Genomic DNA, 19780 nt, shown 5'->3' with positions numbered 1-19780 from the left:
GATCAGTTGGCGCTGTCGGCCAGGGTCTCGCGGGCGGCGGCGACGACCGCCTCGGTGGTGATCCCGAACTTCTCGAACAGGGTCTTGTAGTCGGCGGAGGCGCCGAAGTGGTCGATGCCGACCGAACGGCCGCGGTCGCCGACGATGCCGCGCCAGCTCAGCACGGAGCCGGCCTCGACCGACACGCGCGCGGTCACGGTCTTCGGGAGGACCGACTCGCGGTACGCCTCGTCCTGCTCGTCGAACCACTCGAGCGACGGAGCCGAGACGACGCGGACGTTCACGCCCTCCTTCGCCAGTTCGGCGCGAGCGTTGATCGCGAGCTGCACCTCGGAGCCGGTCGCGACGATGATGACGTCGGGGGTGCCGTTCGGAGCCTCGGCCAGCACGTACGCGCCCTTCGAAACGTTGTCGGCGGAGGCGAGCACGTCGCCGGATGCCGCACCCTCGCCGCGCTCGAACACGGGGATGTTCTGACGGGTCAGTGCGATACCGGCCGGACCCTCGTGGCGGCGGAGGATCTCGAGCCACGCCGCCGCGGTCTCGTTCGCATCGGCGGGGCGCACGAGGGTGAAGTTCGGGATGGCGCGCAGCGTGGCCAGCTGCTCGATCGGCTGGTGCGTGGGGCCGTCCTCGCCGAGGGCGACGGAGTCGTGGGTCCAGACGAAGATGCTGGGCACGTTCATCAGGGCGGCGAGACGCACCGGCGGGCGCATGTAGTCGCTGAAGATGAGGAAGGTGCCGCCGAACGCGCGCGTCGGGCCGTGCAGCACGATGCCGTTGACGATGGCGCCCATGGCGTGCTCGCGGATGCCGAAGTGCAGCACGCGGCCGTAGGGGCTGCCCGACCATTCGTGGGTGGACCACTCGGCCGGGATGAAGGACTTCGCGTCCTTGATCGTGGTGAGGTTCGACTCGGCGAGGTCAGCGGACCCGCCCCAGAGCTCGGGGAGCTCGGCGGCGAGGGCATTGATGACCTGACCGGACGCCGCGCGGGTGGAGACGTCCTTGCCGCTCTCGAACACGGGCAGTGCGGACGTGATGTCGGAGGGGAGCTCCTTGGCCTCGAGGCGGTCGAGCAGAGCCTTGCGCTCGGGGTTCGCGTCGGCCCAGGCGTCGAACGCCCTCTGCCACTCGGCGCGCTCCTCGGCGGCGCGAGCGGCGAGACCGCGGGTGTGCTCGATGACATCGTCGGCGACGACGAAGTTCTGCTCGGGGTCGAACCCGAGGACCTTCTTCGTGGCGGCGAGCTCATCGGCACCGAGCGCCGAACCATGGATCTTGCCCGAGTTCTGCTTGCCGGGCGACGGCCAGCCGATGATCGTCTTGAGGACGATCAGCGACGGCTTGTCGGTCTCGCCCTTGGCCGCCTCGATCGCGGCGTACAGCTCGGCGACGTCTTCGACGTACTCGCCGGTCTTCTTCCAGTCCACCGTCTGCACGTGCCAGCCGTACGCCTCGTAGCGCTTCGCGACGTCTTCGGTGAAGGCGACGTTGGTGTCGTCCTCGATCGAGATCTGGTTGGAGTCGTAGATGGCGATGAGGTTGCCGAGCTGCTGATGTCCGGCGAGAGAGCCGGCCTCGCTGGTGACGCCCTCCTGCAGGTCGCCGTCGCCGGCGATCACATAGACGAAGTGGTCGAAGGGGCTGGCGCCCGGAGCCGCCTCGGGGTCGAAGAGGCCACGCTCGTAGCGGCAGGCGTAGGCGAAGCCGACGGCGGAGGCGAGGCCCTGACCGAGCGGACCGGTGGTGATCTCGACGCCCTTGGTGTGACCGTACTCGGGGTGGCCCGGCGTGAGAGAGCCCCACGTGCGCAGCGCCTCGAGGTCGCTGAGCTCCAGGCCGAAGCCGCCGAGGTAGAGCTGCACGTACTGCGTCAGTGACGAGTGACCAGCGGAGAGGATGAAGCGGTCGCGGCCGAGCCAGTGGGTGTCGGTCGGGTCGTGGCGGAGTACCCGCTGGTACAGGAGGTAGGCGGCGGGAGCCAGGCTCATCGCGGTGCCGGGGTGGCCGTTGCCGACCTTCTCCACAGCATCCGCAGCCAGCACACGGGCGGTGTCCACCGCGCGCCGATCGATTTCATCCCACTGCAATTCCGACACGGTGAAGCCCTTCTGCAACAGTTCGATAGCGCCTGGATCGCAGCATCGCGGTCCGCTTCGTCACGGAGATGGTGGATGTGCGCCGGGCGCGCGAGTCCCCCCAGCATAGCGCCGCGGTTCCACTCGCTTACCCCCTTTACAACGCTGCGTGACGCGGGTAATTCCCGCGCGGGCGGACGCACCGCGCCCCCGCCGGGACCGGGGTTCAGTGCCTTCGGAACGGGGTCTCTCAGCAGCCGGGCGCGTCGCGTCTCTCGTCGCAGGTGTGGGCGACGAGGGCGGTGCGCGCTTCGAGGACGCGGATGCGCTGGGGAGGGCCGTCGGTGCGGACCTCCCCGGCCACGGGCATCCACCCGCCGCCGAGGTCGACCTCTGCCGTGTAGCGGACGTCGACGTCGGCGAAGTACACGCCGCGTCGGGGGTAGACGTGGCTGGTCGGAGTGGGAGTGAACTGCGCCTGGCCCAGGTCGGCCCAGGTGCGCCCCGGTGTCGTGAGGGATGCGGAGCTGCCGTCGCCGTAGGAGTACTCATAGGCGATGGGAGTGAAACGCGCGAGCACCGGAGCACCGAACAGCACACCGGTCACCGTGTGAGTCGTTGCTGAGGCGGAGAAGTTGGCGGGAAGGCCAGCGACTCCGATGCCGTTCGGCTCGACGGTGGCAGGCGTCGCCGGGGGAGCGAACTGCTGCAGATCCGCGATCGTCACCGTCGGAGTCGCGGGGGCAGGAGCGGGACCCGGGATGTTCGCCGTCGGGCGGAGGAGGTCTGCGCAGCGGGTCGTGCCACCCTCATCGAGGCATTCCGCCAGGGCGATCGAGCGAGGGCTCGGCACCTGGGGAGCTGCGGGACCACGATCTTCCTCCGGCTTGGAGCCGGCGGGTGAAGTGCCCTGCTTCTGTTGCGTACCGGTGATCGTGAGCTTCGAGCCATCGGTACGAGTGCAGACCGCGCTGACGGCGAGCCTTGAATTGCACTCGGATCCCATGCTGCGCGTGTTCGCGGAGGAAGCTGCAGAGGGACCTGCGGCTAAGGCGCTCGTCAGCACCAGGGCTGCCAGCCGTCGTATCAACACGTCTCGTCCTCCGCTGCCTCTGTCTTCGCGATCAGTAAGCGGTCGGACTCAGTGATGAACTCGATATCTAACAAGACGCGAGTGAGACGGTCTGCGGGTGTGACATCGGCGCCTGATTTATCCAGCACCCTTGTTCCAGCTACGTCGAGGCAGACTCGAGCAGCGACCTTGGCGGGACTCGCTGTCAAGTGCGCTTTTGTCCCCGAAAACGTGTCTACTTCGCCATCGCCGACGAGGGTCCAGCCTGCTTGCTCGACCAATCGACGCGAGCTTAGAGCGGTCTCGAGTGCCGGTCCAGTGAGGTAGCTATTGGGATCAGCGGTGTGATCGCCTCCGCGTTCAGCATTCTCGGCGTCGTTGTACGCCCGGTACACCTTCTCCGCCGCGGCGAACGCATCCTCCTCGCTCGCGAAAGCGGGAGTGGGTGACGGCGTCGGTGCGGGCGGGGGCGCGCAGGCGGACAGCATTCCGATGAGCACGGCGACGGCGCCGAGGGTGAGACACGAGGAGCGCGAGCGGAGGAGCATCCGGTCACGGTAGACGGATCGCCGCCCGGCCCGTCGAGGTTATCCACAGGCACGTACGGGCCCGCAGGGTGCTCGGGACCGGCATCCGCGTGCCTTAGAATGGAAAAGCTGTCGTGACGCGTGCGGAGGAGGCGATCGAGATCTCGACGATGTCTGATCAGACCGTTGTGAAGAAGTCCATCGGTCGCACGGTGAAGGCGTACGTCGCCCTCACCAAGCCGCGCGTCCTCGAACTCCTGCTGGTGTCGACCGTCCCGGTGATGTTCCTCGCCCAGGGTGGACTCCCGAACATGTGGCTGGTCGTCGCGACCGTGATCGGCGGCTCGATGAGCGCCGGATCGGCTGCCGCGTTCAACATGTATCTCGACCGCGACATCGACGCGCACATGCACCGCACCGAGAACCGTCCGCTCGTGACGGGGGAGATCACCCCGCGCGGCGCGCTGATCTTCTCGTGGACCCTCGCTGTCCTCTCGACGGTGTGGCTCTGGTTCACGACCAACTGGCTCGCGGCGACGTTGTCGGCATCCGCCATCTTCTTCTACGTCGTGATCTACACGATGATCCTCAAGCGACGCACCGAGCAGAACATCATCTGGGGCGGTATCGCCGGATGCTTCCCCGTTCTCATCGGCTGGGCCGCGGTCTCGGGTTCGCTCGACTGGCCGGCGTTCATCCTCTTCGCCCTCATCTTCCTCTGGACGCCGCCGCACTACTGGCCGCTGTCGATGAAGTACAAGGACGACTACGACGACGTCGACGTGCCCATGCTCGGCGTGACGCGCAACGCCTCACAGGTCGGACTCCAGGTCATCCTGTACGCCTGGGCGACCGTCGCCTGCTCGCTGCTGCTCACCCCGATCGCGAGCATGGGCCTCGTCTACACCGTCTCCGCCCTCGTCTTCGGCGGATGGTTCATCTACGAGTCGCACCGCCTGTACAACCAGGCCGTGCGCGGGAACGAGGCGCGGCCCATGCGGGTGTTCCACGCCTCGATCACTTACTTGACGCTGATCTTCGTCGCCGTCGCGGTCGACCCGCTGCTGCCGTTCTGACGCTCGGCGTCATCCGTCGTCTCGACCGCGGCGTCGGCCGACGCCGCTGAGGCCTCCGCGACCGTCTCGTCGACGGCTGCGCTCTCCGGTACGTCCGTCGCTGGCTCCTGTGCCGTCCAGTCGATCGCCTCGACGGCGACCGGAGCGGCCGATGGAAGCAGCGCCTGCACCGCGGTGAGTGCGACGGCGATGAGGATGCCGATGACGCCCGCGCCGAGAAGCACGGCTCCCACGACGACCAGCGACTGCCCCACGTAGACGTCGACACCCGTCGCGGTGTTGGCGAGCAGCGTCGTGGTCATCGAGCCGATCTGACCGGCGACGAGCCATCCGCCCACCCCCGCTGCGGCGAGCGAGAGGATGAGGAGGAGCCAGAAGCCGATGCTGCGTGTGAGTGACTTGTTCATGTCAGCCACGGTGCCGGACGACGTGATGAGACCCTGATGCGCGCGCTATGCATCACCTGTGCCGGGATGCCCCGGCGGTGCTCAGGCCTCGGTCGTAACCGGCTTCTTCAGGTGCAGCACGACGACCGTGTAGGTCGCGGCGGAGAGGGAGGCCAGCACCATGTGGATGCCGACGAGCAGCGGCGGCAGTCCCTCGCGCGCCTGCCACACGCCGACGCCGACCTGCACCGCGATCGCGATCACGAGCACGAGCAGCCACTTCCGCGGTTCGAGCTTCAGCACCCAGGCCGACACCGTCAGGGCGAGCACGAGAACCGCGAGGATGTATCCCGGCCAGGAGTGCACGTGCGCGAGGACCGTGGCGTCGAAACCGTGACGCAGCACGTCGGCATCACCCGAGTGCGGGCCGGAGCCCGTGGTCAGCACACCGAACACGATGGTCACGGCGAGGGCGAGGCCGGTCACGTGGCTCAGGACGGCGAACCAGGTCGGCACCGCCCGCTCGCGCGGACCGGGAACGGCGTACAGGCGTACGAGGAAGGCGGCGGTGACGCAGACGAGCAGCAACGACGACGTGTAGTGGAAGCCGACGATGAACGGGTTGAGCCCGGTCAGGACGGTGATGCCGCCGACCAGCGCCTGCGCCACCACGCCGATGAGCACGATCCAGGCCAGGGCGAGGAGGTCGCGGCGCTCCGGGGAGCTGCGCGTGAAGCGCACCGCCGCGACGATCACCGCCAGCAGCAGCACCGCCGTGGCGACGGAGAAAACCGGGGTGTCCTGGCCGGGGGCGACGATGTTCGCGACCAGGGTCGCGACGCCGAACGCGACGGCCGCGGCCACGACTCCACCCGCGGCGAACCACAGCGCTGACGCGACGCGGCGACGACCGCCCAAGCGGTGCAGCACCAGCAGCACGACGACGAGCGCGATGATGCCGACGACCCCTGTCATCAGCCGGTTGCCGAACTCGATCAGGCCGTGGATTCCCTGATCGGCATAGATCGGCACCAGGGATTCCGGCGTGCAGAGCGGCCACTCTGAGCAACCGAGTCCCGACCCCGTGAGCCGCACGGCACCGCCCGTTCCGATGATGATGGTCTGCGCCAGGAACGACAGCCAGGCGAAGATCCGCAGCATCCGTCCCCACACGTCGGTGCGCGCGGCCACCGGAACGGTGGAGCGGGGGGAGGGGGCGGTGGTGGTGTCGGGCATGGGGTCTCTCCGAACCGCGGGGCGGACACGGCGAGCGGCCCTGTCGTCAGGCGGAACCTGTAGAATCGGATTGTTGCGATGAGCGCTGACCGCGCTGAAGCATCGACAACAGTTTAGGCGCGATGGAAGCGCCGGTGATGAGGGCCCACCAACGGCACCCGCTCCCGCAGACTCGACGGGGATCAGGTGTGTCGGGGCGGATTACACCGTTTTGGGACCTGTGAGGAGAGTGTGTGATGTCGGATGTGCTGATCGACCGCCCGGAGCTCGAAGGCCTGGGGGTGTACGAATTCGGATGGCACGATGAGGACGCCGCAGGTGCCGTCGCGCAACGTGGCATCTCCGAAGAGGTGGTCCGCGGGATCTCCAGCCTCAAGAGCGAACCCGAATGGATGCTGAAGACCCGTCTCAAGGGATACCAGCTCTTCGGCCGCAAGCCGATGCCGACGTGGGGCGCCGACCTCAGCGACATCGACTTCGACAACATCAAGTACTTCGTCCGCTCCACCGAGAAGCAGGCGCAGTCGTGGGAAGACCTGCCCGAGGAGATCCGCGAGACCTACGAGCGTCTCGGCATCCCCGAGGCCGAGCGCCAGCGTCTCGTGGCCGGTGTCGCCGCGCAGTACGAGTCCGAGGTCGTGTACCACCAGATCCGCGAGGACCTGGAGCAGCAGGGTGTGATCTTCATGGACACCGACACGGCCCTTCGTGAGCACCCCGAGTTCTTCGAGGAGTACTTCGGCACCGTGATCCCGGCCGGCGACAACAAGTTCGCCGCGCTGAACACGGCCGTCTGGTCGGGCGGCTCCTTCGTCTACGTCCCGAAGGGCGTGCACGTCGAGATCCCGCTTCAGGCGTACTTCCGCATCAACACCGAGAACATGGGCCAGTTCGAGCGGACCCTGATCATCGCCGACGAGGGCAGCTACGTCCACTACATCGAGGGCTGCACCGCCCCGATCTACAAGTCGGACTCGCTGCACTCCGCCGTCGTCGAGATCATCGTGAAGAAGAACGCCCGCGTGCGGTACACGACGATCCAGAACTGGTCGAACAACGTCTACAACCTCGTGACCAAGCGCGCGGTCGCCCACGAGGGCGCCACCATGGAGTGGGTCGACGGCAACATCGGCTCCAAGGTGACCATGAAGTACCCGTCGATCTACCTGATGGGCGAGCACGCCAAGGGTGAGACGCTCTCCGTCGCGTTCGCCGGCCCCGGCCAGCACCAGGACGCCGGCGCGAAGATGATCCACATGGCGCCTTACACGCAGTCGTCGATCGTCTCGAAGTCGATCGCCCGCGGCGGCGGCCGTGCCGGCTACCGCGGTGAGGTCCGCGTCGACGCGAACGCCCACCACTCGGCCAACACGGTGCGCTGCGACGCGCTGCTGGTCGACACGAAGTCGCGATCCGACACCTACCCGGCCATCGACATCCGCGTCGACGACGTGCAGCTCGGTCACGAGGCCACGGTCTCGAAGGTCAGCGAGGAGCAGCTCTTCTACCTGCAGTCCCGCGGCATGCCCGAGGACGAGGCGATGGCGATGATCGTGCGCGGCTTCATCGAGCCGATCGCGCGCGAGCTGCCCATGGAGTACGCGATGGAACTGAACAAGCTCATCGAGATGGGCATGGAAGGATCGGTCGGCTGAGATGACGACCCCGACGACGACGCCCACCGCGTCGCGCTTCTCCAGCGCGCACGTGGACCCCGCCGCCCAGGTGGCCGACGCCGGTTTCGTGCCGGTCCAGACGCGTTCCGAGCGACCGCACTCGTACGATCCGACCGACTTCGGCACCCCCTCGGGGCGCGAGGTCAACTGGAAGCACACGCCGGTCGCGAAGCTCGCTCCGCTGTTCGCTGTCGCCGGCACCACCGACGGTGTGACCCACTCGTTCGGGGCGGGGGAGCAGTACGCATCGGCTCCGCTCGCCGCCGACGCGGCTCCGCGGGGCGAGGTGTTCCTCGCCGAGGACGTCACGTCGGCGGTCGCATGGCAGGGTGCGTCCGAGGCGCTGCACATCCGTATCCCTCGCGAGGAGGAGGTCGCCGAGCCGATCTTCCTCACCATCGAGGGCCAGGGCGCTGACCAGCGTGCCGACGCGCACATCGTGATCGAGGCGCTCGAGCACAGCGCGGCGACCGTCGTGCTGCAGCACACCGGCTCCGCCCAGTACGCGCAGAACGTCGAGATCATCGTGCGGGACGGCGCGAAGCTCAGCGTCATCAGCCTGCAGCAGTGGCAGGATGACGCCGTGCACGCGTCGGCCCACCAGGCCCGCGTCGCGGCCGATGCCACGCTCAAGCACTTCGTCATCAGCTTCGGCGGCGGCGTCGTGCGGGTGAACCCGAGCGTCGAGCTCGCGGGCGCCGGCTCCGAGGGCTACCTCTACGGCCTCTCCTACGCGGATGCCGGGCAGCACCTCGAGAGCCAGGTCTACCTGCACCACAAGGGCCCGCACACGAAGGGCGACGTGCTCTACAAGGGCGCCCTTCAGGGCGAGAGCGCTCACTCGGTGTGGATCGGCGACGTGCTGATCGGCCCGGATGCCACGGGCACCGACTCGTACGAGGCGAACCGCAACCTCGTGCTCACCGAGGGCGCGCGCGCCGACTCGATCCCGAACCTCGAGATCGAGACCGGCGACATCGTCGGCGCGGGCCACGCCAGCGCGACCGGTCGCTTCGATGACGAGCAGCTGTTCTACCTGCAGGCCCGCGGCATCACCGAGGAAGAGGCGCGCCGCCTGGTCGTGCTCGGCTTCCTCAGCGACATCGTGCAGCGCCTCGGCATCCCCTCCCTGGAGGAGGAGCTGCTGGCCGCCATCGAGACCGAGCTCGCCGAGGTGAACGCATGACCGCCCAGCGCGTGTGCGGCGTCGACGAGCTCGAGCTCGACACCCCTCTGCGTGTCGAGCCGAACGGCATCCCCATCACCGTGATCAAGGACTCCGAGGGCGTGATCCACGCGATCGGCGACACCTGCACCCACGGCGACATCTCGCTCTCCGAGGGCTTCGTCGAGGGTGACACGGTCGAGTGCTGGGCCCACGGCTCCGCATTCTCCCTGATCACCGGCAAGCCCCAGAACCTCCCCGCTTATGAGCCCGTCCCGGTCTACGTCGTCGAGATCGACGGCGACGACGTGCTCATCGACCCGACTGTGACGAAGGAAGTCTGAATGTCTGTTCTCGAAATCCGCGACCTGCACGTGACGGTCGAGACCGAGGCGGGGACCACCCCGATCCTCAACGGGATCACCCTCACGATGAACACGGGTGAGACCCACGCCATCATGGGCCCCAACGGCTCCGGCAAGTCCACACTCGCCTACACGATCGCCGGTCACCCGAAGTACACCGTGACGTCCGGCTCGATCACCTTCGACGGCCAGGACGTGCTCGAGATGAGCGTCGACGAGCGTGCGCGCGCCGGCCTGTTCCTCGCGATGCAGTACCCCGTCGAGATCCCGGGCGTCACCGTCACGAACTTCCTCCGCACCGCGAAGACGGCTCTCGACGGCGAAGCGCCCTCGATCCGCCAGTGGACGAAGGACGTCAAGGCGTCGATGGCGAACCTGCGCATGGACCCGAAGTTCGCGCAGCGCAACGTCAACGAGGGGTTCTCCGGCGGCGAGAAGAAGCGCCACGAGATCCTGCAGCTCGAGGTGCTGAAGCCGAAGTTCGCCGTGCTCGACGAGACCGATTCGGGTCTCGACGTCGACGCGCTGAAGATCGTCTCCGAGGGCGTGAACCGCGCCAAGGAGGCCACCGGCCTCGGCGTGCTGCTCATCACGCACTACACCCGCATCCTCCGCTACATCCGTCCGGACTACGTGCACGTCGTCGTCGCGGGTAAGATCGTCGAGGAGGGCGGCCCCGAGCTCGCCGACCGTCTCGAGGACGAGGGATACGACCGTTTCCTCGACCCCGCGGCTCCTCTCGAGGCGTAGGCTGATCGCATGACAGCCGCCACCCTCACCGACGAGAAGTACGACGAGGTCACCGAGGCTCTCAAGGACGTCATGGACCCGGAGCTCGGGATCAACGTCGTCGACCTCGGTCTCATCTACGACCTCGCGTGGGATGACGAGAACGACGCTCTCGTCATTCACATGACGCTCACCAGCGCCGGCTGCCCGCTCACGGACGTGCTCGAGGACCAGACCGCTCAGGCCCTGGACAACGTCGTCGAGCGCTTCCGCATCAACTGGGTGTGGATGCCACCGTGGGGCCCCGAACGGATCACCGACGACGGCCGCGACATGATGCGCGCCCTCGGCTTCGCGATCTGAGGATGCTCGAGGTCACGGCGCTTCCGCTCGCCGAGCTGCGACAGCGCACGAGCGAGAAGTGGCGCGAGTACCCCGACGACGTGCTGCCGCTGTTCGTCGCCGAGACGGACTTCCCGCTCGCTCCGACGATCTCGAAGACGCTGCACCACGCGATCGACATCGGCGACACCGGCTACATCGCGTCCCGCACCTCGCTTCCCGCGACGTTTGCGGCGTTCGCCGAGCGCCGTTTCGGCTGGATCCCCGATCCTGCTCGCATGCGCACCACGGCGGACGTCAGCATGGGGATCGTGGAGATCCTCCGCCGCGTGACGCAGCCGGGGGAGCGCGTGGTCGTGACCCCTCCGGTGTACCCGCCCTTCTACGACCTCGTCGACGAGGCGGGCGCCGAGGTCGAGCGGGTACCCCTGCGCGACACCGGCACAGCGTGGGAACTCGACCTCGACGGCATCCGCTCCGCCCTCGAAGACGGCGCGACCGCGGTCCTGCTCTGCAATCCGCACAACCCGACCGGCACCGTGCATGATCGTGAGTCGCTGCGAGCCCTCGCCGAGCTCGCCGACGAGTTCGGCGCCGCCGTCGTGTCCGATGAGATCCATGCGCCGCTCGCACAGCCTGGGACCGGCTTCACGCCGTTCCTCGACACCGGAGAGGCGGCCGAGCGTGTCGGCTACGCGGTGGTCAGCGCGAGCAAGGCCTTCAATCTGGCGGGGCTCAAGTGCGCGCTCATGGTCACGGCGTCCGACGCGACGAGCGCGGTCGTGCGCGGCCTGCCGATCGAGGTGGAGTGGCGCACGGGTCAGCTCGGTCTGCTCGCGGCGACCGCGGCGTTCTCGGAAGAGAGCGATCCGTGGCTCGACGGCCTGCTGCGCACTCTGGACGAGAACCGCGTGCTGTTGGAAGACCTGCTCGCGGCTCGTCTCCCGCAAGCGCGGTATCGCATACCGGAGGCGGGCTACCTCGCCTGGATCGACCTGTCGGGACTCGGGTGGGGTGACAATCCGTCTCGTCGCATTCTGCGCGAGGCGAAGGTCGCCCTGCACTTCGGTCCCGCGTTCGGCGCGGAGGGCGCGGGATACGTGCGACTGAACTTCGGCACGAGTCCCGAGATCATCACCGAGGCCATCGAGCGCATCGCCGCGCTCGTCGGTCGATGAGCGACGCCGCCGCCGTCGTCTCCATCTGGGACCGCGAGCGGATATGGGTCACCGCCGGCTCGGTCGCCCTCATCTTCCTGGCGGCCATCGAGGCGCTGGCCGTCACCACGGTCATGCCCATCGTGAGCGACGCTCTCGACGGGCAGGCGCTGTACGCTGTCGCGTTCGCGGGTACGCTGGCGACCAGCGTGATCGGGATGGTCGCGGCCGGAGCCTGGTCGGACGCCCGCGGGCCGCGTGGCGCGCTGTACGTCGCCGTCACGCTGTTCATCGTCGGGCTGCTGCTGTCGGGGCTCGCCACGACGATGCACCAGTTCCTCGTCGGCCGCCTCGTGCAGGGGCTCGGCACCGGCGGACAGACCGTGGCCCTGTACGTGGTCGTGGCCCGGCTCTATCCGCCGCACCTGCACGGGCGGATCTTCGCGGCTTTCGCAGCGGCGTGGGTGGTGCCCTCGATGATCGGACCGTTCCTCGCCGGGGCGGTCGCGGAGTACCTCGACTGGCGCTGGGCGTTTCTCGGGGTGGCCGTTCTCACTGCTGTCGCATTCGTGATGATCGCCGTGCGTCTACGCGGACTCGACCTCGGGCAGGGCGAGCCGCAGAACCGGCGTGCGCTGGTCGTGCGGATGGCGCTGGCGGTCGTGGTCGCGGTGTGCGCCGTCGTCGTCGGGTTCAGCGCCGACATGGATGCCGCGTTCGGCTGGCCGGTCGCGCTGGGCGCGATCGCCGTGATCGCCATCGCCGTGCTGCCGCTGCTGCCACGTCGAACCCTGCGTGCCGGCCGCGGTCTGCCGAGTGTCGTGCTCATGCGGGGGATCGTCGCCGGCACGTTCTTCGCCGCGGAGGCCTACATCCCGTACCTCCTCATCGAGCGGTACGGCTTCACCGCGACGTGGGCGGGGCTCGCGCTCATGTTCGCCGCCTTCGCGTGGGCCGGGGCCTCGCAGCTGCAAGGGCGGTACGGCGAACGGCTCGGGAACCTGCGCATCACGCTGCTCAGTCTCACCCTGCTTTTCGTCGCCATGATCCTGGTCATCCTGGCCGCTCTCGGCGCTGTCTCGCCGGTACTCGTCGTCATCGGCTGGGGCTTTGCCGGGGGAGGCATGGGGCTGCTCTATCCGCGGCTCACCGTGCTCACGCTCGCCTACTCCGAGCCGGGCAACCAGGGCTTCAACTCGTCTGCCCTGTCGATCTCGGACTCCACCGGTGCGGCCATCGTGATCGCGGTCGCCGGTTTGTCGGTCGCCACACTCGGGGGTGGGGTCGATGCCTTCCCGGTGGTCTTCGCGCTGTGCATCGTGCTGATCGTCGTCGCGCTCGTCCCGGGCCTGCGGCTGGGTCACGGCGGGGAGCCGGCCGCAGAGCCGGCCACGACCTCGGGCTCCTGATTCAGGAGACGGATCGGGAGCGCGCGGAGCCGGCCAGGGCCGCGATCCCGAGGTCGAAGACACGGTCGAGGCCCGCGGTCGCGTCGTCGCCGGCAGCGGGCGATGCGGCGCCGTAGCTGTCCGCGTGCATACGCTGCTGGACGAGGGTCGCGTGGCCCAGGATGAAGTGCATCAGCGCGAGCGCCCGGTTCGGCGGGTCGTCGGCATCCGCTCGCCTCAGCGCGTCTTCGAGAGCGGACTGCGCGTGCGACGATCCGAGCCCGAGTGCGGACGTGCTGAGCACCAGCTCCGCGCCGTCGCGATAGGTGAACAGTGCGTCACGGATGCGGCGAGCGAGGGCGACAACGTCGTCGTCGGCAGCACGGACGGGGGCGGTGATCCGATCGCTGAGCGCGGCGAGCAGCTCCTGCTTGCTGGCGAAGTGCCAGTACAGCGCGCTCGGCTGCACGTCGAGGCGGGCTGCGATCCGCCGCATCGAGAGATCGGCCAGGCCGACCTCGTCGAGCAGCGCGAGAGCGACGTCCGCGACGCTGTCGCGGTCGTATCGCACCGAGTTGTGCTGCGGAGTCATGACCTCACTATAGTGAACACCGTTCAGGTGAACACTGTTCAGGAGGAGTTCCATGACCCCGCACCGCCCCGAGATCGGCCGCGATCTCGCCCGCATCGCCGTCTTCGCCGCGCTCATCGTCGTGCTCGGCTCCGTCACCATCCCGATCCCCGGGGGCGTGCCGATCACCGCCCAGACGCTGGGAGTGATGCTCGCCGGCGCCGTGCTCGGCCCGCGCCGCGCTCCGCTCGCGGTCATGCTCGTCCTCGTCCTCGCAGCCGTGGGTCTTCCCGTCCTCGCCGGCGGCCGCGGCGGACTCGGGGTGCTCGTCGGACCGACGGCGGGATATCTGGTCGGCTGGGTCTTCGGAGCCGTCGTGATCGGTCTCATCGTCCACGCTGGTCGGATCACGTGGTGGCGCACGGCGCTGGGTGTCGTGGTCGGCGGGATCACCGTCGTCTACGCGTTCGGCATCCCCGTGCAGGCTTTCGTGCTCGGTATGGATCTCGTCCCCACGGCGCTCTCGAGTCTCGCCTTCCTGCCCGGAGACCTCCTCAAGGCGGCCGCCGCCACCGCGCTCGTCCTCGCCCTGCGCCGCGCCTACCCGCCGGCGTTCGGGCTGCGACCGACGACGACCGCTCCGTCGCGTGCGGTCTGAGGTCGGCCACCCCGCGCACGCGGTCGATGGGGCTGCCGCGGACCGCGTCTCGATCGACGGGGTCTCCGTGCTCAGGGAGGGGCGGAGGATCCTGCGTGACGTGACGCTGGACCTCTCCGCTCGGCGCACGGCGGTGATCGGCGCGAACGGCTCGGGCAAGTCGACGTTCGCACGCCTCCTGAACGGACTGGTCGCGCCGACCAGCGGCCGGGTGCTCGTTCACGGAGTCGACGTGCAACGAGACCTCAGGGCCGTGCGGCGCGAGGTCGGATTCGTCTTCACCGATCCGCAGGCGCAGATCCTCATGCCGACTCCCGCGGAGGACCTCCTGTTATCGCTGCGCGATCTCCCTCGCTCAGAGGCGCGGGAGCATATCGCAGCGATCCTCGGTGAGCATGGTCTCGCCGGCCACGCCGACGCCCCGGTCTCGACCCTGTCGGGAGGCCAGCGTCAGCTGCTGGCACTGGCCTCCGTGCTCGCCACGAGGCCATCGCTGATCGTGGCGGACGAGCCGACCACCCTGCTCGACCTTCGCAACGCACGGCGGATCGGCGACCTCCTGCTGGCCCAGGATGCCCAGGTGATCATCGTCACGCACGACCTCGACCTTGCGGCGAGATGCGACCACGCGGTGCTGTTCGACGACGGGGGCGTCGTGGCATCCGGCCAGCCCGGCGCGGTGATCGACGACTATCGCCGGAGCTGCGCGTGATCCAGCTCTACCGCCCCGGCACCAGCATCCTGCACCGACTGCCGGCAGGACCGAAGCTCGCGGGGCTCGCCGTCGTGGCGGTCGCCGTGTCGGCGTTCGCGCACGACGTGTGGGCGTCGTCGGGTGTGCTCGTCGGCGTATGCGCGCTCTACGCCCTGGCGCGGATGCCGTGGCGAGTCCTCGCAGCGGAGGTCTGGCGTCTCCGGTGGCTGGTGCTCGTGCTGGGCGGATTCCTCTGGGTCTTCGTGTCGCCGACGGCAGCGTGGGTGAGCACGAGCCGCGTCGTCGCTCTCATCCTGCTCGCGAGCCTGCTCACGCTCACCACCCGGATGGGAGATCTGCTGGCGACTCTGCGTCGTGCCCTCCGACCATTCCGGCGCTGGGGTGTCGACGTCGACGCGGTCGCGATGACGATCTCCCTTGTGATCACGATGATTCCGGTGGTGGCCAGCTTCGCGAGCGATCTGCGTGACGCGCAGCGGGCGCGGAACGCGCGGGTCGGCATCCGCGGCATCGTTCCGTTGCTGGTGCGCACGCTACGCCACGCGGACGACGTCGGCGACGCCCTCGCGGCGCGAGGGCTCGTCTGAGCGGCGCGCGAGCCGCAGGGCTGCAACGAACGCGAGCACCGCGATGGCGGCCGTGAGGATCGAGGTGCCGGCCGTCAGCAGCAGCACGACCGCGCCGATGGCGACGACGAGGGCGGACCGCAGCCGCCGATGCGATGTCGTCGGCGCCGGTGCCGCACGGTTCTCGAACCGCCCGAGCAGTACGGCGACGAGCGCGGTGACGGCGAGAGCGGTCGCGAGCCAGAGCGGACGCTCCATCCACCAGACAGCGCTGCCGGGTTCCGACGGCAAGACCCCGGTGAACATCGCGGCGAGGGCCGTCAGCCCCGCCATCGTCAGCAGGACCGGCATGTGCCAGAGGTAGATCGTCATGGTGCGGCGATTGACGAACGCCGAGAACGCGGCGGGGGTCCGACGACGGCTGACCCGCGCGATGCGCTCGCGCAGCAGCGAGACGGCGCTGAGGTGCACGGTGCCCACGAGAAGCAGCGCGCCGGTCGGCGGGTTGATGTTCGCGACGAGATCGGGGGAGTAGACGCCCGAGACGAAAGTCGCCATCAGCGCGACGAGCGCAGCACCGCCGGTGGCGGCGACGATGCTCCGACGCAGACGACCGATCGTGCCGTCGGCGAGGAAGAACCCGAGCTGCTGCAGGGTGAGCCAGACGAACGCGAGGTTGAGGAAGCCGATGCCGTCGATCCCGGTCATGGCGCGCGCCACGTCGACGACGATCGACGCCAGCACGAGCACCGCGAGCGTCAACGCCGGTGCACGGCGATGCGCTGCGGCCAGAGCGGGCAGCAGGGCCTGGCACAGCAGGAACACCCCGAGGAACCAGAGCGGCTGACCGAAGCGGAAGCCGGCGGTGGCGACGATGTCGGCCGGAACGCCGTTCAGACTCAGCACGGCGAGCAGGACTCCCACCACACCGACCGTGAGGGCGGCCGGGCGCAACAGCCGGTGCACGCGGCCCGCCACGAAGGATGCGGCGGTTCCTCCCCTCTTCGCGGCGCGGCGGTGGGCGAGATACCCGGCGAAACCGCCGATCACGAAGAACAGCGGCATCACCTGCAGCGTCCAGCTCACCGGGACGATCCACCACGCACCCTCGCTCGCGTTCTCGAAGACGGGGCCCGTATCGGTCACGGTGACGCCGACCATGATGGCGTGCAGCAGCACGACACCGAGCACGCAGAGCGCGCGGAGCAGGTCGATTCCGGTGTCCCGCCCGCCGGGCTGCGATGCGGGTGGTGCAGTGAGACGGGGTGCCTCGACGATGGCCATGTGTCCTCCTCGGATCAGCTGTCCGAGGAGCGTATGGAGCCGATGACACCGCCCGCATCACACCGGGGTGTCGTTCCGCCCCCTACCGGGGTGGGAGTCAGGAGGCCGGTTCGACGAGTCCGGTGTCGTAGGCGAGGATCACCGCGTGCACGCGGTCGCGGAGGCCGAGCTTCGACAGCACCTTGCCGACGTGGGTCTTGACCGTCTGCTCGGCGATGAACAGGTCTGACGCGATCTCGGAGTTCGACCGGCCCCTGCCGATCAGCACGAGGACCTCGCGCTCGCGATGGGTCAACTCCGCAAGGACGGTGGATGCGCGCGGCGCGCGCGGACGGCGCCCCGCGAACTGCTCGATCATGCGCCGGGTGACGCTCGGTGCCAGCAGCGCATCGCCCGCGGCGACCACTCGGACGGCGTGCACGAGCTCCTCCGGCAGCGCATCCTTGAGCAGGAACCCGCTGGCTCCCGCCTCCAGAGCGTCGTACACGTAGTCGTCGATGTCGAAGGTCGTGAGCATGAGGATGCGGGGCACATGCGCGGCGGGGTAGGTCGGCCCGAGGATGCGGCGGGTCGCCTCGATGCCGTCGACCTCCGGCATCCGCACGTCCATGAGGATCACATCGGGATCGAGCCGAGCGGCCATCGTCACGGCTTCCGCGCCCGTCGCGGACTGTCCGAGGACGCGGATCCCTTCGTGCGCATCCAGCAGGGCGGCGAAGCCCGCTCGCACCATGGCCTGGTCGTCGGCGATCAGGACGGATACGGTCACGAGGTCTCCTGGGAGTCGGGGGCGGAGGAAGGAAGAGGGACCGAAGGAGAGAAGGGCAGGGACGCCGCGACCTCCCAGCCTCCCTCGGCGGTCGGGGACGCGATGAAGGTCCCGCCCAGCAGCTCGACGCGCTCCCGCATGCCGCGCAGGCCGTGACCTGAGCCTCGGGATTCGGTGACCTCTTCGGGCGGCGAGTTGCGGACCCGGATGCTGATGGCGGCAGCGTCCGCCTGGATGCGCACCGTCGCGGCAGCCCCGTGCGCGTGCCGCACCGCGTTGCTCAGCGCCTCCTGGGTGATCCGGTATGTCGCGATCTGCACGGCCGACGGCGCGTCGGTGACCGGACCCGTGATCTCCAGACCGACCGTCACCCCGGCGCGGCGGATCGTGTCGACGAGGGTCGGGATGTCGTCGATGCGCTGCTGCGGCGCGAGATCGACGGTCTGATCCTCGGTGCGGAGCACACCCAGCATCCGGCGCATCTCGGTCAACGACGAGCGCGCGGTGGCCGCGATGCTCTCGAACTCCGCGATCGCCGCCTCGTCGAGGTCGGTCAGACGGTAGCGGGCGGTCGACGACTGCACCTGGATCACCGACATGCTGTGGGCGATCACGTCGTGCAGCTCGCGTGCGATGCGTGTGCGCTCCTCCACGAGGGCTCGTCGCGATTCCTCGAGGGCCGAGTGCTCCCGCTCCCTCGTGAGCTCGGCGGCGACGCGGAGGCGACCAGCGATGAGGGTGGAGATGAGATAGGCGGCGGTGGCGACGGATGCGGTGACGACGAGGTTCGCCGTGACGTTCGCCGCCGCGGCGCCGCTGGAGACGACGTCGGAACGCAGCATCGGGGCGGTGAGCGAGGCGAGCGCGCCGATCACGAGCGGGAACGCCCCGAGTCGGGCGCCGTGGCGGAACGTGACCACGCCGACGGTGAGCACGAATGCGAGGAGCGCCGGGACCGACCAGGGCCACGGTGCCTCGGTCGCGAGCTCCGCCGGCACGAGCAGCGGCAGAACGAACGATGCTCCCGTGAACGCCACGATCGCCCACCGCGGCCGGGTGACGGCGAGGAGCGGTGCGCCGCAGAGCGCGGCGGCCAGGATGAACGCGAGCGGCAGGGGAGTGCCGTAGAGGACGGCTGCGAGCGGCACGAGCGTCGCATACAGCGTGATCGACGCGGCGCACAGCAGTGACAGAATCACCGCGCTGCGGGTGAGACGCGGGCGCTCTTTGCGCTGCCGATCCCGTGCCATGACAGTCATCCTGCCAGGTGCGCGACCGGCACGCGCCGACGACGGGCCGCCGTGACCCGGTCGATCATGAGGCCGAGGGTGAGGGCGATCACGATTCCGATGCCGGCGCTCGCCAACGGCTGGTCCTTCACCCAGCTGCCCGCGATGAGACCGATGGCGAGACTGAGCGTGCTCCAGCTCACGCCGGCGATCAGGCTCAGCGGCAGGAAGCGCCGCCACCCGAAACCGAGCGCACCCGCCGACATGTTCACCGCCACGCGGCCGACCGGGATGTACCGAGCGCCGAGGATCAGTGAGGCGCTGCGCCGGTCGAGCGCCCTCTCAGCGTGGGCGAAGGCGGCGGCCACTCGAGGTCGCCGCATCCACGCCCACCGCGTCGTGCCCATCGAGCGCCCGATCGCGAACGCGATGTTGTCGCCGATCGCGGCGCCGATCGCCGCGATGAGGCCGAGCGGCACCAGCATCCACCATTTTCCTGTGGATGCCGCGACCGCGGCCGCCGCGACCAGCACCGTCTCACTCGGTACGGGCGGGAAGAACCCGTCGATCACGGTGACGGCGAACAGCACGACGTACAGCCAGGGAGAGGCGACGGTCTGCAGGATGAGCTCGTTGATGACGTCCACCCGAGAAGGCTAGGAAGCCGGGCGGGGCGCGGTCATCACTCCGCGGTATCGTCCGCATCACCCAGGAGAGTGAGATCGCGACGCGGCGGGTGCTCTCAGCTCGGCGATCTATACTGGGAGGCTGGCCGCTCGGCCGCCCTC

21 protein-coding genes are annotated in these 19780 nt (G+C 69.0%); 11 read left to right on the top strand and 10 right to left on the bottom strand.

Features of this window, described 5'->3' with window-relative positions; all coding sequences use genetic code 11:
* Window positions 1-2: 2 nt before the first annotated feature.
* The 3 genes from tkt to AUC47_RS16575 all read right to left on the bottom strand — a co-directional run bounded on the left by tkt (window position 3) and on the right by AUC47_RS16575 (window position 3701).
* A complete protein-coding gene (tkt, locus tag AUC47_RS12590) occupies window positions 3-2102 on the bottom strand; it encodes a transketolase (RefSeq protein ID WP_096715749.1) in 2100 nt (699 codons plus the stop codon).
* Window positions 2103-2331: 229 nt separating this feature from the next.
* Complete coding sequence (locus tag AUC47_RS12585; RefSeq protein ID WP_143740740.1) at window positions 2332-2808, bottom strand: hypothetical protein; 477 nt, start codon at window positions 2806-2808, stop codon at window positions 2332-2334.
* A 359-nt stretch (window positions 2809-3167) separates the two neighbouring features.
* Complete coding sequence (locus tag AUC47_RS16575; protein WP_143740739.1) at window positions 3168-3701, bottom strand: hypothetical protein; 534 nt, start codon at window positions 3699-3701, stop codon at window positions 3168-3170.
* 140 nt (window positions 3702-3841) lie between these two features.
* On the opposite strand from AUC47_RS16575, the gene AUC47_RS12580 reads away from it, so the two are divergent.
* On the top strand, window positions 3842-4756 hold the full coding sequence (locus tag AUC47_RS12580) for a heme o synthase (RefSeq protein WP_373557870.1): 915 nt from the start codon (window positions 3842-3844) through the stop codon (window positions 4754-4756).
* Here the strand turns inward: AUC47_RS12580 and AUC47_RS12575 are convergent.
* On the bottom strand, window positions 4702-5163 hold the full coding sequence (locus tag AUC47_RS12575; RefSeq protein ID WP_179297621.1) for a hypothetical protein: 462 nt from the start codon (window positions 5161-5163) through the stop codon (window positions 4702-4704). The two genes, AUC47_RS12580 and AUC47_RS12575, sit on opposite strands and share 55 nt — an antisense overlap.
* A gap of 81 nt (window positions 5164-5244) precedes the next feature.
* Window positions 5245-6378: a COX15/CtaA family protein gene (locus AUC47_RS12570; protein ID WP_096715515.1), complete on the bottom strand. Its 1134-nt coding sequence runs from the start codon at window positions 6376-6378 to the stop codon at window positions 5245-5247.
* A 236-nt stretch (window positions 6379-6614) separates the two neighbouring features.
* On the opposite strand from AUC47_RS12570, the gene sufB reads away from it, so the two are divergent.
* Genes sufB through AUC47_RS12535 form a run of 7 tightly spaced genes read left to right on the top strand, consistent with a single transcriptional unit; the run spans window position 6615 to window position 13221 of the window.
* Window positions 6615-8033 carry a Fe-S cluster assembly protein SufB gene (gene sufB, locus AUC47_RS12565; RefSeq protein ID WP_096715514.1) on the top strand — a complete coding sequence of 473 codons (1419 nt, stop codon included), beginning with the start codon at window positions 6615-6617 and terminating at the stop codon, window positions 8031-8033.
* A gap of 1 nt (window position 8034) precedes the next feature.
* Window positions 8035-9240 carry a Fe-S cluster assembly protein SufD gene (sufD, locus tag AUC47_RS12560; protein ID WP_096715513.1) on the top strand — a complete coding sequence of 402 codons (1206 nt, stop codon included), beginning with the start codon at window positions 8035-8037 and terminating at the stop codon, window positions 9238-9240.
* Complete coding sequence (locus AUC47_RS12555) at window positions 9237-9563, top strand: non-heme iron oxygenase ferredoxin subunit (protein WP_096715512.1); 327 nt, start codon at window positions 9237-9239, stop codon at window positions 9561-9563. Before sufD ends, AUC47_RS12555 begins: the two co-directional genes overlap by 4 nt.
* Window positions 9564-10334: a Fe-S cluster assembly ATPase SufC gene (sufC, locus tag AUC47_RS12550; RefSeq protein ID WP_096715511.1), complete on the top strand. Its 771-nt coding sequence runs from the start codon at window positions 9564-9566 to the stop codon at window positions 10332-10334.
* A 9-nt stretch (window positions 10335-10343) separates the two neighbouring features.
* On the top strand, window positions 10344-10676 hold the full coding sequence (locus AUC47_RS12545; RefSeq protein WP_096715510.1) for a metal-sulfur cluster assembly factor: 333 nt from the start codon (window positions 10344-10346) through the stop codon (window positions 10674-10676).
* A gap of 2 nt (window positions 10677-10678) precedes the next feature.
* Entirely contained in the window at window positions 10679-11833 is a 1155-nt protein-coding gene (locus AUC47_RS12540; RefSeq protein ID WP_096715509.1) for a MalY/PatB family protein, read from the top strand.
* Window positions 11830-13221, top strand: a complete 1392-nt coding sequence (locus tag AUC47_RS12535) for an MFS transporter (protein ID WP_096715508.1) — start codon at window positions 11830-11832, stop codon at window positions 13219-13221. The genes AUC47_RS12540 and AUC47_RS12535 overlap by 4 nt, the downstream gene beginning before the upstream one ends.
* 1 nt (window position 13222) lies before the next feature.
* Here the strand turns inward: AUC47_RS12535 and AUC47_RS12530 are convergent, their stop codons facing one another.
* Window positions 13223-13792: a TetR family transcriptional regulator gene (locus AUC47_RS12530; RefSeq protein ID WP_096715507.1), complete on the bottom strand. Its 570-nt coding sequence runs from the start codon at window positions 13790-13792 to the stop codon at window positions 13223-13225.
* A 52-nt stretch (window positions 13793-13844) separates the two neighbouring features.
* On the opposite strand from AUC47_RS12530, the gene AUC47_RS12525 reads away from it, so the two are divergent.
* From AUC47_RS12525 to AUC47_RS12515, 3 genes are all read left to right on the top strand, one after another.
* A complete protein-coding gene (locus tag AUC47_RS12525; protein ID WP_096715506.1) occupies window positions 13845-14429 on the top strand; it encodes a biotin transporter BioY in 585 nt (194 codons plus the stop codon).
* 100 nt (window positions 14430-14529) lie between these two features.
* Window positions 14530-15141 carry an energy-coupling factor ABC transporter ATP-binding protein gene (locus tag AUC47_RS12520; RefSeq protein ID WP_306453250.1) on the top strand — a complete coding sequence of 204 codons (612 nt, stop codon included), beginning with the start codon at window positions 14530-14532 and terminating at the stop codon, window positions 15139-15141.
* Entirely contained in the window at window positions 15138-15731 is a 594-nt protein-coding gene (locus AUC47_RS12515; RefSeq protein WP_096715505.1) for an energy-coupling factor transporter transmembrane component T family protein, read from the top strand. Before AUC47_RS12520 ends, AUC47_RS12515 begins: the two co-directional genes overlap by 4 nt.
* Here the strand turns inward: AUC47_RS12515 and AUC47_RS12510 are convergent.
* From AUC47_RS12510 to AUC47_RS12495, 4 genes are all read right to left on the bottom strand, one after another.
* The gene (locus AUC47_RS12510) at window positions 15678-16994 is read right to left on the bottom strand and encodes an acyltransferase family protein (RefSeq protein ID WP_096715504.1); all 1317 of its coding nucleotides are present in this window, start codon (window positions 16992-16994) and stop codon (window positions 15678-15680) included. The genes AUC47_RS12515 and AUC47_RS12510 overlap by 54 nt on opposite strands.
* A 97-nt stretch (window positions 16995-17091) precedes the next feature.
* A complete protein-coding gene (locus tag AUC47_RS12505; protein ID WP_096715503.1) occupies window positions 17092-17763 on the bottom strand; it encodes a response regulator in 672 nt (223 codons plus the stop codon).
* Window positions 17760-19013: a sensor histidine kinase gene (locus tag AUC47_RS12500; protein ID WP_096715502.1), complete on the bottom strand. Its 1254-nt coding sequence runs from the start codon at window positions 19011-19013 to the stop codon at window positions 17760-17762. The genes AUC47_RS12505 and AUC47_RS12500 overlap by 4 nt, the downstream gene beginning before the upstream one ends.
* Window positions 19014-19018: 5 nt before the next feature.
* The gene (locus tag AUC47_RS12495) at window positions 19019-19639 is read right to left on the bottom strand and encodes a DedA family protein (RefSeq protein ID WP_096715501.1); all 621 of its coding nucleotides are present in this window, start codon (window positions 19637-19639) and stop codon (window positions 19019-19021) included.
* Window positions 19640-19780: the final 141 nt, after the last annotated feature.

Origin of the sequence: Microbacterium sp. SZ1, from assembly GCF_002362255.1 — a bacterium.
In the GTDB taxonomy this organism is placed as follows: Bacteria; Actinomycetota; Actinomycetes; order Actinomycetales; family Microbacteriaceae; genus Microbacterium.
The sequence above is the reverse complement of the archived record's forward strand: the minus strand, read 5'-3'. Positions and strand labels throughout refer to the sequence as shown.